Genomic DNA, 16,814 nt, shown 5'->3' with positions numbered 1-16,814 from the left:
CTTCGGCATCTCCGGCACCAACGCCCACATCATCATCGAACACACCCCAACCCCGACCCCCAACCCCACCCCGGCCACCACCCCGACCCCACTCCTCATCACCGCCAAAACGCCGACCGCGCTACGCGACCAAGCGGCCCGCCTTCACGAACACATCACCGCACACCCGGAACTGCGCGCCGCCGACATCGGCCACACCCTCGCCACCGCCCGCACGACCTTCGACCACCGCGCCGTCGTCACCGGTGACACCCGCGCCGAGCTCCTCACCGGGCTCCGCGCACTCGCCGACGGCCACACCACCCCCACCCACGTCCCACACCCCGGCAAACTCGCCTACCTCCTCACCGGCCAAGGAGCCCAACGCGCCGGAATGGGCCGCGAACTCTACGACACCCACCCCGCCTTCGCCCACGCCCTCGACCACGTCTGCGACCACCTCGACCCCCACCTCCCCCACCCGCTCAAACCGGTCATCTTCGCCGAGCCCGGCAGCCCGCAGGCCCAGCTCCTGGACCAGACGCTCTACACGCAGACGAGCCTCTTCGCCCTGCAAACGGCGCTCCACCACCTGCTGCAAACGTTCGGCATCACCCCCGACTACCTCCTCGGACACTCCCTCGGCGAACTCACCGCCGCACACCTCGCCGGAACCCTCACCCTCACCGACGCCGCCACCCTCATCACCACCCGCGCCCGCCTCATGCAACAAACCCGGCCCGGCGGCGCGATGGTGTCGATCCGGGCCGGCGCGGACGAGGTCGCGGGGACGCTGCGCGGCGACGTCTCGATCGCGGCGGTGAACGGCCCTCACGCCACGGTCGTCTCCGGCGACGCCGACGCCGTCCTGGCCATCGCGGACGAGTGGAAGGAGCGCGGCGTGAAGACGCATCGGCTGCGCGTCGGCCACGCCTTCCACTCCCCCCACATGGACGGGATGCTGGAGGAGTTCGGCGAGGTCGCGGCGCGGTTGGAGTACCGTCCGCCGGAGATCCCGATCGTGTCCAACCTGACCGGCGACCTCGCGGGGCCGGAGATCGCGTCCCCCGGCTACTGGGTGCGGCACGTGCGCGAGGCCGTCCGGTTCCACGAGGGCGTCCAGGCCCTGCACCGGGAAGGCGTCACCGCCTATCTCGAACTCGGGCCGGACGGCGTGCTGACCGCGCTCGCGCGGACGGCCGTCACCGAGACCGACCCTGTGATGGAGCCGGTGCTGCGTCCGGGACGTCCCGAGGCGCAGACCCTCACCGCCGCCCTGGCCCTCGCGCGCGGCGGCGACGTGGACTGGTCCGCGGCTGCGGTCGGCGAGGGCCGCCGCGTGGAATTGCCGACGTACCCGTTCGAGCGGCGACGCTACTGGCTGGACGCACCGGCCCCGACCGGCAGCGCCACCGGAATCGGGCTCGACGCCACCGGCCATCCGCTGCTCGCTGCCACCACCGAGCTTCCCGACGGGGGCCGTCTGCTCACGGGACGGATCTCCCTGGACGCCCAGCCCTGGCTCACCGACCACACCATCATGGGCACGGTCCTGCTGCCCGGCACGGCGCTGGTCGAGCTCGTCATGCACGGCGCGTCGCTCACCGGCTGCGACGAGATCGAGGAACTCGTGCTGCACACCCTCGTCACGTTCGACGCCCGCGGCGCCGTCCTGCTCCACCTGCTGATCGGCCCGGCGGACGCGTCCGGCCGCAGGTCGATCATCGTCCGGACGCGGAGCGAGGACGACACGTCCTGGACGCAGAACGCGGACGGCACACTCGCCCCGGCGACCATGCCCGTCTAGACGAAGAGAAACGGCTTGGGGCCCTCATCGACCTCGATGAGGGCCCCAAGCCGTTGGACGGGTCGGCGGGTCAGGCGGTGGCGGTCGTGAAGCGGGACGGGGAGAAGGGCTTGGCCGACTCGGGAAGCTCGCCGGTGGTCAGCAGCGCGACCAGCGCGTCGGCGGTCGCGGGCGTCAGCTGGACGCCGATGCGGAAGTGGCCCGTGCAGAGCAGCAGACCGGGAACGTTGGTCTCGCCGATGACCGGAAGGCCGTCCGGCGCCGCCGGGCGCTGGCCGGTGCTCGCCTCGGCGAACTCCAGCGCGGTCGCTCCGGGCAGGACGGCGGTGGCCCGGGCGAGCAGGTCCTGGACGCCGCCCGCCGTGACGGCCGTGTCGTCGCCGACGTCCTCGTAGGTGGCGCCGACGACCAGCTCGCCGTCCAGGCGCGGGACGAGGTACACCGAGGCGCCCGCGACCACGCCGCGGGTGGTGCGGGTGAGGAACGGCAGGTCCGAGCGCAGCCGGAGGATCTGCCCCTTGACGGGCCGGATCTCCGGGACGGCGCCTGGCGGGAGGCCGCCGAGGCGGTGCGTCCAGCAGCCCGCCGCGAGGACGACCCGGTCGCCGGAGACGGTGCCGCCGGAGCGGAGCCGGACGCCGGTCGCGCGGCCGCCGGCCGTCACGACGCCGGTGACGGCGTCGGTGACGAGGTCGCCGCCGCGCCGCAGGACGGCGTCGATCAGCGCGGCGGTCAGCCGCCGCGGGTCGACGGACCCGTCGTCGGGGGCGAACAGTCCGCCGTGGACGGTCGGCGCGAGCCGCGGTTCGAGGGACAGGCAGTCGCGGGCCGCCAGGGTCTCGGTGCGGATGCCGAGGGAGATCTGGAAGTCCCGGAGTTGGTGCAGCCCGGCGAGGTCGGCGTCGTCGAAGGCGGCGTCGAGGACGCCGTCGCGGCGGTACCCGGCGGGGCGGCCCGCGTCGTCCTCCAGCTCCGCGACGAAGGACGGGTAGCGGTCGCGCGAGTCCAGGTAGAAGCGGAGCAGCGGGCCGCGGTCGTGGACCTGCTCGGTGACGGGCGGGAGCATGCCCGCCGAGACGTGCGACGCCTTGCTCGCGGGCGCCGGGTCGATCACCGTCGCGGTCAGCCCGGCGGCCAGCGCGCGCCACGCGGCGGCGAGCCCGATCACGCCGCCGCCGACGATCACCACGTGCATGGTCGGGTCCCTTCGTCGGGCGGACGGCCGCGCCGTCCGGGATGCTGCCTGGTCAGGTCAGGTCAGGTCAGGAGCCGGTGCAGGTGGCCGGCCAGCGCGGCGGCGCTCGGATGGTCGAAGGCGACGGTGGCGGGCAGCCGCAGGCCCGTCGCGGCGGCCAGCCGCCTGTTCAGCTCGACCGTGGTGAGCGAGTCGAGGCCGAGCTCGCCGAACTCGCGCGCCGGGTCGACGTCGTCCGCCGAGCCGTGCCCGAGGACGGCGGCGACCTGGCCGCGGACGAACGCCACGACGGTCTCCTCCCGTTCCGGGCCGTCCAGGCGCGCGAGATGTTCACGCAGCTCGGGGGCCTCCTGCGGGCGGGACGCGCGGCCGGGGCCGGCGAGGTCGAGCAGCAGCGCGGGAAGCGAGCCCGAGCCCTCGCGCAGGACGTCCTCGTCGAGCCGGACGGGCGCCACCACGGCCAGGTCGTGGCCCGCGGCCGCGTCCAGCAGCGCGAGGCCCTGCTCGGCGGTGAGGGCGGCGAGGCCCGACCGGCGGAGGCGGGTCAGGTCGGCGGTGCTGAGGCCGCCCGCCATCCCGTCCTCCCACAGCCCCCAGGCCAGGGACGCGCCGGGCAGCCCGAGCGCCCGGCGGCGGTGCGCGAGCGCGTCGAGGAAGGCGTTGGCCGCGGCGTAGTTCGCCTGCCCGGCGCCGCCGAGGGTGCCCGAGATGGACGAGAACAGGATCAGCTCGCAGCCCGGCAGGTCCCGGGTCAGCTCGTGCAGGTTCAGCGCGGCGTCCGCCTTGGGCCGCAGGACGCGTTCGAACCTGCGGGGTGTGAGCGCGGCGACCGTGCCGTCGTCCACGGCTCCGGCGGCGTGCACGACGGCGGTGAGCGGGTGCCGGTCCGGGATCGCGGCGATCACCCGTTCCAGGGCGGCGCGGTCGGCCGCGTCGCAGGCGGCGATCTCCGCGTGCCCGCCGAGCGCGGCGATCTCGCCGGCCAGCGCGGCGGCGCCCGCGGTGTCCGCGCCGCGGCGGCCGAGCAGCACGAGCCGCCGCGTCCGCCCGCTCCGGACGAGGTGCCGGGCGACGTGCGCGCCGAGCGCGCCGAGGCCGCCGGTGATCAGGACGGTGCCGTCCGGGTCCCAGCGCGTCGCGGCGGCGGAGGCGGCGGGCGGGCAGCGGACCAGGCGCGGGCGGAGCAGGCCGCCGTCGCGGACGGCGAGCTGCGGCTCCCCGGCGGCCGCGGCGGCCGCGAGCGCGGGCCCGGCCGACCCGGCGTCGTCGAGGTCCACCAGCGCGAACCGGCCCGGGTGCTCGGCCTGCGCGGCGCGCACCATCCCCCAGACGGCGGCGCCGGCGAGGTCGGGGACGTCGTGCCCGTCCCGGACGGCCACCGCGCCCCGCGTGACGAAGACGAGCCGGACGTCGGCCAGCCTGGCGTCGGCCAGCCATTCCTGGATCAGCACGAGCGCCCGCTGGGTCGCGGCGCGCACCTCGGCGGCCTCGTCGGTGCAGGAGACCAGGACGGCGCCGGGGACGGCGTCGCCGCCCGCGCGCAGCCCCTCGTCGAGGGACCGCAGCGACGGATGGACGTCGACGCGCCGGCTCGCCGCCTTCAGCGCGCCGGTGACGCCGAGGTGGTCGGTGCCGAGGAAGGCGAGCGGACGCGTGTCGTCCGCAGTGGCTGCCGATGTGCGCGGCACGGCGTTCCAGGCGAGGCGCAGCAGCGCGGCGCCGTCGGCGTGGCCGCCGCCGCCGAGCGGGCGCAGCGCGAGCGAGGCGACGGAGGCGACCTCCCGCCCCTCGTCGTCGGTGACGGTCAACGACACGGCGTTGTCGCCGTCCGGCGCCATGCGGACGCGCAGGCGGCGCGCCCCAGAGTTCCGCAGCCGCACGCCGCGCCAGACGAACGGCAGGCGCGGCGCGTCCTGCCCGTCCCCGGACGGCAGCAGGGTGGTGTGCAACGCTCCATCGAAGAGCGCCGGGTGGAGGAGGTAGGAGGCCGCGGCGCCGCCGAGGGCGCCGTCCAGCGTGACCTCCGCGAAGATCTCCTCGCCCCGGCTCCACGCGGCGCGCAGCCCGCGGAACGCGGGCCCGTAGCGGAAGCCGCGGTCGGCGAGCCGGGAGTAGAAGTCCGCGGTGTCCACCGGGACGGCCCCCGGCGGCGGCCATACCCCCGCGGCCGCATCTGCCGTGTCGTTCAGTGCCGTGTCGTTCACTGCTGCCTCGTCGTTCACTGCTGCCTCCGGATCAGCCGCCGGACGGCGGCGGGTTCAGGATCGCGGCGGTGACCTCGCCGTGGCTGTCGCCGCCGTGCTCGTCCCAGTACCGGCAGGTGGTGCGGATGACCACGAGCGCGTCCCTGATGTCGCTGCCGTCCCATTCGGCCACGTCGACGAGGTCGATCTCGCCGCGGAAGTGCCGCCCGCGCATCTGCGTGCGGAACGCGCTGCGGAAGTCGGTGATGAGGATCTCGCCGAGCTGGCGCGTCCAGAAGTCGTCCATGCTCCAGCGGGAGAACGGCGCCGTCAGCCGCTCCTTCACCGACTTCGCGACCAGGTAGTAGAACATCTGGTTGAAGCAGATGTTGAACTCGACGGCGTTGAAGTGCCCGGTGTCGTCGATGTAGCAGGACTCGGGGATCTCGAAGGCGCAGGCCGCGCCGAGGCGCCCCTGCTCGGCGGGGTCGCCCGCCACCGTGATCTCCGCCGAGGTCAGGTACTCGCAGTTCTTCGCCCGGTACGGCCGCAGCACCCGGGTGAGCAGCTCCGGGTCGTTGGCGTGGCGGACCGGGTCCGTCACCCGGCCCGGCCGGTCCATCACTTCCGCCATGTCCGCCTCACTCCATCTCAAGGTCGCAGGTGTCGGGGGCCGCGGGCCGGTCAGCCCGGGCCCGCGCGCCGGGCCGCCCGGAGCAGGTCGTCGACGCCCATGTCCCTGATCGCCTCGATCGCGTCCCCGGCCTGGGCGTCGTCAGTGTCGGTGTCGGGGTCGGCGCCGGGTGCTTGCGGGGTCTCCGGCTCCGGGAGCAGCTCGGCCAGCAGGAACCGCGCGAGCAGCGCGGGCGTCGGGTGGTCGAAGACCAGCGTCGCCGGGAGCCGGACGCCCGCCGCGGCGCCCAGCCGGTTCCGCAGCTCCACGGCCGCGAGCGAGTCGAGCCCGAGGTCGCCGAACCGCGCGCCGGGCTCGATCGCGGCGGGGTCGTCGTGGCGCACGGCGGCGACCTCGGCCCGGACCACGTCCAGGACGGCCCGCTCCCGCTCGTCCGGTTCCAGGCCGGCCAGGCGCTCGGCGAGCGACGGTCCCGGCGCGTTCGCGGGACGCGGCGCCGCCCTCCTGGCCGGCGGCCGGACGACGTCGCGGAGCATCGCGGGCAGCTCGTCGTGCCCGGCGCGCAGCGCGGCCGGGTCGAGCCGGACGGGCACCAGCGCGGGCGTTCCGGCGGCCAGCGCGGCGTCGAGCATCGCCAGGCCCTCGTCCGGGGACAGCGCGGGCATCCCGGCGTCGCGGGCGCGGCGCAGGTCGGCGTCGCCGAGCCTGCCGCCCATCCCGCTCCGCTCCGCCCACAGGCCCCAGGCGAGGGACGTCGCGGGAAGGCCCAGCGCGCGGCGGTGCGCGGCGAGCGCGTCGAGGAACGCGTTCGCCGCCGCGTAGTTGCCCTGGCCCGCGCCCATCAGCACGCCGCTCGCGGACGAGAACAGCACGAACGCCGACAGGTCCAGGTCGCGGGTGAGCTCGTGCAGGTGCCAGGCGGCGCCCGCCTTGGGGAGCAGCGCGGCGTCCATCCGGGCGGGCGTCAGGGAGCCGATCACGCCGTCGTCCAGGACTCCGGCGAGGTGCACCACACCCGTCAGCGGCCGGTCGGCGGGGATCCGCGCCAGCAGCGCGGCGAGCGCGGCACGGTCTGCCACGTCGCAGGCGACGACGTCCACGTGGGCGCCGAGGCCGGTCAGTTCGGTGCGCAGGTCGGCCGCGCCGGTCGCGGCGGGGCCGCGCCGTCCGGCCAGGACCAGGCCGCGGACGCCGTGCGCGGTCACCAGGTGCCGCGCGACGAGGGCGCCGAGCCCGCCGGTGCCGCCCGTGATCAGGACGGTGCCGCCGGGCGTCCACGGCGGGGTCGCGCCCACCGCCGGGGCCGGGGCCTCCGCCAGTCGGGGGACGCGCGGCTCGCCGTCGCGCAGCGCCAGCTCCGGCTCGTCTGGGCCGGACGCGAGCGCGGAAGGCAGCGCGCGGAGGGACGCGGCCGCGCCGTCGAGGTCGAGGAGCGCGAACCGGTCCGGGTTCTCGGCCTGCGCCGCGCGGACGAGGCCCCACACCGCCGCCTGCCCCGGCTCGGCGTCGGCGCCGGTGGCGTTCCGAGTCACGACGGCCAGGCGCGACTTGGTGAACCGGTCGTCGGCCAGCCATGTTTTGAGGGTGTTCAGGACGGCGGCCGTCGCGGCCCGGGCGTCCGTCACGGGGTCGTCGGCGGTCGCGGGCGGGCAGCCGAACAGGACGAGGTCTGGCGTCGGCATCGTGCCCGCGCCGACCGCGTCCGCGAGCGCGGCAAGGTCGGTGAACAGCGGGACGCGGTCGTCCAGGCCGAGCTTGTCGGCGCCGAGGACCGCCCACCGGTCGGTGTCGGCGGGTGTCGAAGGCCGCGGCGGCGTGACCCAGTCGACGCGGTACAGCGGCGGACGGCGGCCGCCCGCGAGCTGCCCGGCGGACACCGGGCGCGTGACCACGGACTCCACCGTCGCCACGGGACGTCCGGCCTCGTCGGCCAGCTCCACCGTCAAGGCCCCGGTGTCCGCGCGGCGGCTGCGGACGCGCACGACGAAGGCGCCCTCGGCGTGCAACGTCACGTTGCCCCACACGAACGGGGCGCTCGCCGTTCCTTCGTCGTCTGTGCCGTCCTCGCTGAGGGCGTCGGCGTGGAGCGCGGCGTCGAGCAGCGCGGGATGCAGGCCGAAGCGCGCCGCCTCGCCGCGCACCGCGTCCGGCAGCGCGACCTCGGCGTAGACGTCGCCGTCACGGCGCCATGCGGCGCGGAGCCCCTGGAAGGCGGGGCCGTAGCCGTAGCCCATGCCGGACAGGCGGTCGTAGGCGTCCGTCACGTCCATCTGCGTCGCGCCGGGCGGTGGCCACTGGGCGAGGTCGAAGGTCGGTGCGCCGCCGTCCGGTCCCAGGACGCCGGTCGCGTGCCGCGTCCACCCGGGCCCGGCTTGCTCGCCGTCCGGGCGGGAGTACAGCGTGACCGTGCGGGCGCCGTCGCCGTCCGGTTCGCCGACCACGACTCGCATCGCGTATCCGTTCCGCCCGTCAAGGACGAGCGGGGTCTCCAGCGTCAGCTCCGCGAGCGTGCCGCAGCCGACCCGTTCCCCGGCCCGCAACGCCATCTCGACGAAGCCGGTCGCGGGCAGCAGCACCGAGCCCAGCACCGCGTGGTCGGCCAGCCACGGCTGCGTCCCGGCGGACAGGCGGCCGGTCAGCACCAGCTGGTCCGAGCCTGGCGCGTCGATGGCGGCGCCCAGCATCGGGTGCCGGACCGGGTCCAGCCCGGCATGGCCGACGTCGCCCGCGGGCGCGCCCGCGTCGAGCCAGTAGCGGCGGCGCTGGAACGCGTACGTCGGCAGCTCGGTCCGGACGCCGCCGGAACGGCCCGGCAAAGTGGCGAAGAAGGCGTCCCAGTCGACATGGGCTCCGCGGGCGAAGGCCGTGCCCACGCCCGCCACCAGCTCGGCCTCCTCCGGACGGTCGCGGCGCAGCAGCGGGACGAACGCGGCGTCCCCGCCCGCGCACTCCCGGCCCAGCGCCGACAGGACCGCGTCCGGGCCCAGCTCGACGAACGTCGCCGTGCCCGCCGACTCCAGGAAGCGCACGCCGTCGGCGAACCGCACGGCCTCCCGGACGTGCCGCACCCAGTAGTCGCCCGATCCCTGGTCGGCGAGCGCGCCGGTCAGGTTGGACACCACCGGGATCTCCGGCGGCCGGTACTCCAGCCGCTCCACGACTTGGCGGAACTCGTCCAGCATCGGGTCCATGAGCGGCGAGTGGAAGGCGTGCGAGACGCGCAGCCGCCTGGTTCGGCGGCCGTCGGCGTCCAGCCGGGCGGCCAGCGCGAGCACCTCGTCCTCGTCGCCGGACAGCACGATCGCCGACGGTCCGTTCACCGCCGCGATCGCGACGCGCCCGGACGTCAGCAGCGGCGCGACCTCGTCCTCGGCCGCCTGCACGGCGACCATCGCGCCGCCGCGCGGGAGCGCCTGCATCAGGCGGCCCCGGGCCGCGACCAGCGTCGCGGCGTCGTCGAGCGGCAGGACCCCGGCGGCGTGCGCGGCGGCCACCTCGCCGATCGAGTGCCCGGCCAGGTGGTCGGGGCGCATGCCCCACGACTCCAGCAGCCGGAACAGGGCGACCTCGACCGCGAACAGGGCGGCCTGGGCGTGGACGGTCTCGTCCAGGCGGTCTTGGCCGTCCCACACCACCTCGCGCAGCGGGTGCTCCAGGTGCGGGTCCAGCCGGGCGCACACGGCGTCGAACGCCGCCGCGTACGCGGGGAACGTCTCGTACAGCTCGCGGCCCATCCCGGCGCGCTGCGCGCCCTGCCCGGTGAACAGGAACGCCAGGCCGCCATCGGGCACCGGACCGCGCGCGACGACGGGCGGCGCCAGTGTGTCCTGGCCTGCCAGCGTTTCGAGGCCGCGGACGAGTTCGTCCTGGGCGCTCCCGACGAGCACCGCGCGGTGCTCCAGCGCGGCCCGGGTCGTCGCCAACGCGCGGCCGACCGCCGCCGGGCCGCCTTCCTGCAGCTCCAGGTGGGCGCGGAGGCGCTCGGCCTGGCCGCGCAGCGCCGGGGCGGTCTTGCCCGCGACGACCCACGGCACGACCCTCGTCCCGCCCTCGGCCTGCTCAGTGTTTCCGGGCTCCGGGCCCTGCTCGATGATCACGTGGGCGTTGGTGCCGCTGATCCCGAAGGACGAGATCCCAGCACGGCGCGGACGCCCGTCCACCGGCCAGTCCCGTGCCTCGGTGAGCAGTTCCACGTCGCCTTCGGACCAGTCCACCTGCGGGGTCGGCTCGTCCACGTGCAAGGTCTTCGGCAGGATGCCGTGCCGCATCGCCTCGACCATCTTGATGATCCCGGCCACTCCGGCGGCGGCCTGCGCATGGCCGATGTTCGACTTGATCGACCCCAGCCACAGCGGACGCCCCTCCGGACGATCCTGGCCGTAGGTCGCCAGCAGCGCCTGCGCCTCGATCGGGTCGCCGAGGGTCGTGCCGGTGCCGTGGCCTTCGACCGCGTCGACGTCTCCCGCGCCGAGACCGGCGTCGTGCAGGGCCTGGCCGATCACGCGCTGCTGCGACGGGCCGTTCGGCGCGGTCAGGCCGTTGGACGCGCCGTCCTGGTTGATCGCAGACCCGCGGACCACCGCCAGCACGCGGTGCCCGTTGCGCCGCGCGTCCGAGAGCCGCTCGACGAGCAGCATCCCGGCGCCCTCACCCCAGCCGGTGCCGTCTGCTGCGGCGGCGAACGACTTGGCCCGGCCGTCCATCGCCAGGCCGCGTTGCAAGCTGAAGTCGACGAAGGTGTCCGGCGTCGCCATCACCGTCACGCCGCCCGCGAGGGCCAGCGAGCATTCGCCGCGGCGCAGGGCCTGCATCGCCCAGTGCAGCGCGACCAGCGACGACGAGCACGCCGTGTCGACCGTCACGGCCGGGCCCTCCAGCCCGAGCGCGTAGGCGACGCGGCCCGAGGCGATGCTGCCCGCGCTGCCGTTGCCGAGGTATCCGGCCAGGTCCTCCGGCACGTCGCCGAGGCGGGTGGCCCAGTCGTGGTACATGACGCCCGCGAACACGCCCACCGGCGCGCCGCGCACCGACAGCGGGTCGACGCCCGCCCGTTCCAGCGCCTCCCAGCAGGTCTCCAGCAGCAGCCGCTGCTGCGGGTCCATCGCCAGCGCCTCGCGCGGGCTGATCCCGAACAGGTCGGCGTCGAAGTCGGCCGCGTCGTGCAGGAAGCCGCCCTCGCGGATGTAGCTCTTGCCCGGCAGACCGGGCTCCGGGTCGTACAGCTCCGCGACGTTCCAGCCGCGGTCCTCGGGGAACAGCGTGACGCCGTCCCGCCCGCCCGCGACGAGTTGCCAAAGGTCCTCCGGGGAGGCGACGCCGCCGGGGTAGCGGCACGCCATTCCCACGATCGCGATGGGCTCGTCCGCCGTCCCGGCCTTGTCCGCCGGACGCGCGGTCACGGCGGCCGGGGCCGCGGGCAGCGCCTTCGCCAGGATGTGGGACGCGAGGGCGCGGGGCGTCGGATGGTCGAAGACCAGGGTCGAGGACAGCCGCAGCCCGGTCGCCGCGTTGAGCGCGTTGCGTAGCTCGACCGCGGCGAGCGAGTCGAACCCGATCTCGTTGAAGGCGCGGGCGGGGTCGATCGCGCCGGCGCCGTCGTGCCCGAGGACGGCGGCCACACTGGCGCGGACCAGGTCCAGCACGACACGGTCCCGCTCGGCGCCGGGCAGGTCGGCGAGCCGCGCCGCGAGCGACGTGCCGCTGGTGGGCGTCTGGGCGGGCCGGTTCCGGGACGGGCCGCGCACCTGGCCGCGGAGCATCGCCGGGACGCCTTCGGTCCGGGCGCGCAGCGCCGCCGCGTCGACCCGCACCGGGACGAGGTCGGGGTCGCCGGAGCCGAGCGCCAGGTCGAACAGCGCGAGGTTCTCGTCCGCTGACAGCGCGGCCAGGCCGGACCGTTCTGCCCGGCGCAGGGTGAGGTCGTCCAGGCGGCCGCCCATGCCGTCGCCGCCGGCCCACAGGCCCCACGCCAGCGACGTCGCGGGCAGCCCCGCCGACGCGCGGTGCCGGGCCAGCGCGTCGAGGAAGACGTTCGCCGCCGCGTAGTTGCCCTGTCCGGGCGCGTCCAGCACGCCCGCGGCGGAGGAGAACAGCACGAACGCCCGGAGGTCCAGTTCGCGGGTCAGCTCGTGGAGATGCCACGCCGCGTCCGCCTTGGGACGCAGGACGGCGTCCACCTGCTCGTGCGTGAGGGAGCCGACCAGGCCGTCGTCGACGACGCCCGCCGTGTGCACTACGCCGGTCAGCGGGTGTTCGGGCGGAATCGCGGCCAGCAGCGCGGCCAGTGCCGCGCGGTCGGCGACGTCGCAGGCGGCGATGGTGACGGTGGCGCCGAGACGGGTCAGCTCCGCGTCGAGTTCGGCGGCGCCCGGGGCGTCCGGGCCGCGCCGGGACGTGAGGACCAGATGCCGGACGCCGTGCTCGGCGACCAGGTGCCGGGCGACGAGCCCGCCGAGCCCGCCCGTCCCTCCGGTGATGAGGACGGTGCCCGTGTCGTCCCACAGCGGCTTCGGGGCGGTGCCGGACGCCCGCACAAGTCGGGGGCGGTGCGGCGTGCCCGCGCGGACTGCGATCTGCGGTTCGCCGGTGGCGAGGGCCGTGCGGAGGGAGCGGGACGCGTCGCGGTCGCCGTCCGCGTCCAGGTCGACGAGGACGACGCGTCCGGGATGCTCCGCCTGGGCCGAGCGCGCCAGGCCCCACACCGGGGCGGTGCCTAGGTCAGGTGTCTCTTCGTCGGTGGCCGCGACGGCGCCGCGCGTGACCACGGCCAGCCGGGTCGAGGCGAGCCCGTCGTCGGCCAGCCACTCCTGAAGCAGGTCGAGCAGCCGGACGGTGGACGCCCGCGCCGCAGCCGAGGGCTTGCCGGACGCCTCGTCCGGCGGGAAAGGCGCCACGACGACCTCGGGCACCGCCGCGCCGGACGCGATCGCCTTCCGCAGCTCATCGACGCCCGCGAAGACCGGGACGCCCGTCAGGCCGAGTTCTCCACCGCCGAGGACGGCCCAAGCGCCCTTCGAAGCGGGCGGCGATGCAACGGGCTCCCACCGGACCCGGTGGAGCGGCGCGTTCTGGGCCTGGCCAAGGCCGTCGAGGCGGTCGGCCGGGACGGGGCGCTGCACGATCGAGGCGATCGACGCCACGGGAGCGCCCGCCGCGTCGGCGACGTCCACCGACACGGCGTCCGGGCCCGCGGGCGCGATCCGCACCCGCACGGACGAGGCGCCCGCGGCGTGCAGGGTCACGCCGGACCAGGCGAAGGGCAGCCGGATCTCGCCGCCGTCCCCGGCCGGGTCCCCGGCGAGGTCGGCGGGGCGCAGCGCAGAGTCGAGGAGCGCCGGGTGCAGGCCGAACCGCCCGGCGTCGTGCCGCGCCTCCTCGGGCAGCGCGGCCTCGGCGAAGATCTCGCCGTTCCCGCGCCAGGCGGCGCGCAGATTCTGGAACATGGGCCCGAAGTCGAGGCCCGCCGTGTCGAGGTCGGCCAGGTCGACCGGCTCGGCGCCTTCCGGCGGCCAGACCGTCATGCCGGACGGCTCCGCAGGCGCCGTTGTGGCCAGCGTGCCCGTGGCGTGCCTGGTCCAGGGCTCGTCCGCGCCGGCGTCGCCCGGCCGCGAGAAGATCTCCACCGGTCGGCGTCCCGGTTCGGCGGCCGGGCCGACCACGACCTGCACCGCCGCCTCGCCGCCGGTCGGCAGCGCCAGCGGCGACTCCAGGGTCAGCTCCGCCACGGCCGCGCAGCCGGACTCGTCCCCGGCGCGGAGCGCCATGTCGACGAACGCGGTGCCCGGCAGCAGCACCGTCCCGGCGATGACGTGATCGGCGAGCCACGGCTGGGCGCGCGTCGACAGGCGTCCCTCCAGGACGACTCCACCGGTCTCGGCCAGGGTGATGACCGTGCCCAGCAGGGGATGCGCGTTCGGGTCGCGTCCGGCGCCCGCGGGTCCGGCGTCCAGCCAGTAGCGCCGCCGCTCGAACGGGTAGGTCGGAAGGTCGACGCGGCGGGCGGCGCGGCCGGCGAACACGCCGTCCCAGTCCACGTGGCCGCCGTGCGCGTGGACGAGCCCCACGGCCGACACGAGTTCGCGTTCCTCGTCGCGTCCTTCGCGCATCACCGGCACGAAGACCGCGTCCGCGTCGTCTCCGGTACCGGCGTCGAGGCAGGCGGGGCCCATCGCCGACAGGACGGCGTCGGGCCCGACCTCGACGAACGCGGTGACGCCCTGCGAGCGCAGCCAGCGGACGCCGTCGTGGAACCGGACGGCCTCGCGGACGTGCCGGACCCAGTACTCGGCGTCGGGCGCGACCGGGCGTCCCGTCACGTTCGACACGAGCGGGACGCGCGGCGGCGAGTACTCCATGACCTGGGCGATCCGCCGGAACTCGGCCAGCATCGGCTCCATGAGCGGCGAGTGGAACGCGTGCGACACCCGGAGCCGCCGGGTCCTGCGCGGCCCGCGCCCGCTCGCGTCGCTCCCCTCGCTCAGCCGGTCCGCCAGGCGAGTGACCGCGTCCTCGTCGCCGGACAGGACGACGGACGCCGGTCCGTTGACGGCCGCGATGCCCACCAGGCCGTCCAGGTGGGGGGCGACCTCGTCCTCGGCGGCCTCGACCGCGATCATCGCGCCGCCGGGAGGGAGCTCCTGCATCAGCCGTCCGCGCGCGGCGACCAGCATCGCCGCGTCCGCCAGGGACAGGACGCCCGCGACGTGCGCCGCGGCCAGCTCGCCGACCGAGTGGCCCGCCACGTGGCCGGGGGTCACGCCCCACGACTCCAGCAGCCGGAACAGCGCCACCTCGACGGCGAACAGCGCGGGCTGCGCGTAGGCGGTCTGGTCGAGCAGTGCGGCGGCGTCCGGGACGGTTCCGAAGAGCACGTCCAGCAGCGGCACGTCGAGCTGGACGTCCAGGTGCCCGGCGGCCTCGTCCAGGGCCTCCGCGAACACCGGATACGCGGCGCACAGGCCGCGTCCCATGCCGAGGCGCTGGCTGCCCTGTCCGGTGAAGAGGAAGGCCGTCCCGCCGCGCGCAGGCGGAACGGAGCCGCGCACCACACCGGTCGCCGCTTCGCCGGCGGCCAGCGCGTCCAGGCTGCGCAGTGCGTCGTCCCTGCCGGCGGCGACGATGACGGCGCGGTGCTGGAAGGACGCGCGGGTCGTGGCCGCCGAGTACGCCGCGTCGGTCCAGGGCGGGGCCTCGGGAGAGTCCGGGTCCGCGAGCAGCGACCGCAGCCGCGCCGCTTGGGCGCGCAGCGCGGGCTCGCTCTTCGCGGACAGCGGCAGCGGAGTGATCCGGCCCTCGGCGGAAGGCGGCGGCGGCTCGGCGGGCGTCGCCGGGGCCGCGTCGTCCGGGGCCTCCTCGATGATGACGTGCGCGTTCGTGCCGCTGGCGCCGAACGACGAGATCCCGGCGCGGCGCGGGGCGTCCGCCTGCCCCTCGTCCGGGTGCCAGGGGACGGGTTCGGTCAGCAGCCGGACGGTTCCGGCCGACCAGTCGACGTGCGGGGTCGGCGCGTCCACGTGCAGGGTCGCGGGCAGCACGCCGTGCCGCATCGCCATGATCATCTTGATCAGCCCGGCGGCGCCCGCGGCGGCGCCGGTGTGGCCGATGTTCGTCTTGACCGACCCGAGCCACAGCGGCCGGTCCGGCGCGCGCTCGCGCCCGTAGGCGGCGATCAGCGCGCCCGCCTCGATGGGGTCGCCGAGCCTGGTCCCGGTGCCGTGCGCCTCGACCGCGTCGACCTGCGCGGCGGCGAGCCCGGCGTCCGCGAGGGCCGCGCGGATGACGCGCTGCTGGGACGGGCCGTTCGGCGCGGTCAGCCCGTTGCTCGCGCCGTCCTGGTTGATCGCGGTGCCCCGGACGATCGCGAGGACGCGATGCCCGGCCCGGCGCGCGGCCGAGAGCCGGGTCAGGACGAACACGCCCACGCCCTCGGCGAAGCCGGTGCCGTCGGCCGCCGCGGCGAACGCCTTGCACCGGCCGTCCGGCGCCAGGCCCCGCTGGCGGCTGAACGTGGTGAACGTGCCGGGGCTCGACATCACCGTGACGCCGCCCGCCAGCGCGAGACCGCACTCGCCGCGCCGCAGCGACCGCACCGCGAGGTGCAGCGCGGTCAGCGACCCCGAGCAGGCCGTGTCGACGGTCAGCGCGGGCCCTTCGAGCCCGAGCGTGTAGGCGACGCGGCCGGACACGACGCTCGGCAGGGTGCCGAGCATCAGGTGGCCGTCGAGCCCGTCCGGCGCCTCGTGGACGCGCGGGCCGTACTCGTGCGGCTCCACGCCGACGAACACGCCGGACTCGGTGCCGCGCAGCCGGGCGGGGTCGATCCCGGCCCGTTCGAGCGCCTCCCAGCAGGCCTCCAGCAGCAGCCGCTGCTGGGGGTCCATGGCGAGCGCCTCCTTCGGGCTGATCCCGAAGAAGGCGGCGTCGAAGTCGGCGGCGCCGTCCAGGAAGCCGCCCTGGTCGACGTAGCTGGTCCGGGGCGTGTCCGGGTCCGGGTCGTAGAGCGCGCCGAGGTCCCAGCCGCGGTCGTCCGGGAAGCCGGAGATGACGTGGACGCCGCCGTCGACCAGCCGCCACAGGTCCTCCGGGGAGGCGACCCCGCCGGGGAAGCGGCAGCCGATGCCGACGATCGCGATCGGGTCGTCGTCCTCCCCCGGGGGCGCCGGCCGCTCCGCCGCGGCGGGGGCCGGCGCGGCGCTGCCGCCACGGGCGCCGCCGCCCGACTCGGCGAGCAGGAAGTCGGCGAGCGCTCCCGGGGTCGGATAGTCGAATCCGACCGTCACCGGCAATTGCAGGCCGGTGGCGGCCGTCAGCCTCGCATGCAATTCCACCAGGCCCAGGGAATCCAGACCTATTTCCAGGAAAGGGCGGTCGTCGGTGACGGTGTGCCGGCCGGAAGGATCCATTTTCCGCAGCACGGCGAGCGTCTGGGAGATCACCGTGTCGAGCGGCCGTTCCGGCGTGCCGAACTCAGTCATGCGCGCACTCCACCATTCTTTCCTGCCCCGGGCCGGCGCGGCG

General features: G+C 76.0%; 5 protein-coding genes. 1 reads left to right on the top strand and 4 read right to left on the bottom strand.

Annotated features, from left to right (window positions below):
- The coding region (locus ACH35V_RS39760) for an acyltransferase domain-containing protein (RefSeq protein WP_395980061.1) at positions 1 to 1,786 on the top strand (1,786 nt) is incomplete at its 5' end.
- 70 nt (positions 1,787 to 1,856) lie between these two features.
- Here ACH35V_RS39760 and thiO read toward each other — a convergent pair.
- The 4 genes from thiO to ACH35V_RS39740 form a co-directional block, all read right to left on the bottom strand.
- Entirely contained in the window at positions 1,857 to 2,981 is a 1,125-nt protein-coding gene (gene thiO / locus ACH35V_RS39755; protein ID WP_395980060.1) for a glycine oxidase ThiO, read from the bottom strand.
- A gap of 62 nt (positions 2,982 to 3,043) precedes the next feature.
- The gene (locus ACH35V_RS39750) at positions 3,044 to 5,185 is read right to left on the bottom strand and encodes a type I polyketide synthase (RefSeq protein WP_395980059.1); all 2,142 of its coding nucleotides are present in this window, start codon (positions 5,183 to 5,185) and stop codon (positions 3,044 to 3,046) included.
- Between the two features lie 31 nt (positions 5,186 to 5,216).
- Positions 5,217 to 5,798: an FcoT family thioesterase gene (locus tag ACH35V_RS39745; RefSeq protein ID WP_395980058.1), complete on the bottom strand. Its 582-nt coding sequence runs from the start codon at positions 5,796 to 5,798 to the stop codon at positions 5,217 to 5,219.
- Positions 5,799 to 5,848: 50 nt separating this feature from the next.
- Positions 5,849 to 16,771, bottom strand: a complete 10,923-nt coding sequence (locus ACH35V_RS39740; protein ID WP_395980057.1) for a type I polyketide synthase — start codon at positions 16,769 to 16,771, stop codon at positions 5,849 to 5,851.
- Positions 16,772 to 16,814: the final 43 nt, after the last annotated feature.

Source organism: Actinomadura sp. 1N219 (genome assembly GCF_044326405.1).
Taxonomy (GTDB): Bacteria; Actinomycetota; Actinomycetes; order Streptosporangiales; family Streptosporangiaceae; genus Spirillospora.
The sequence above is the reverse complement of the archived record's forward strand: the minus strand, read 5'-3'. Positions and strand labels throughout refer to the sequence as shown.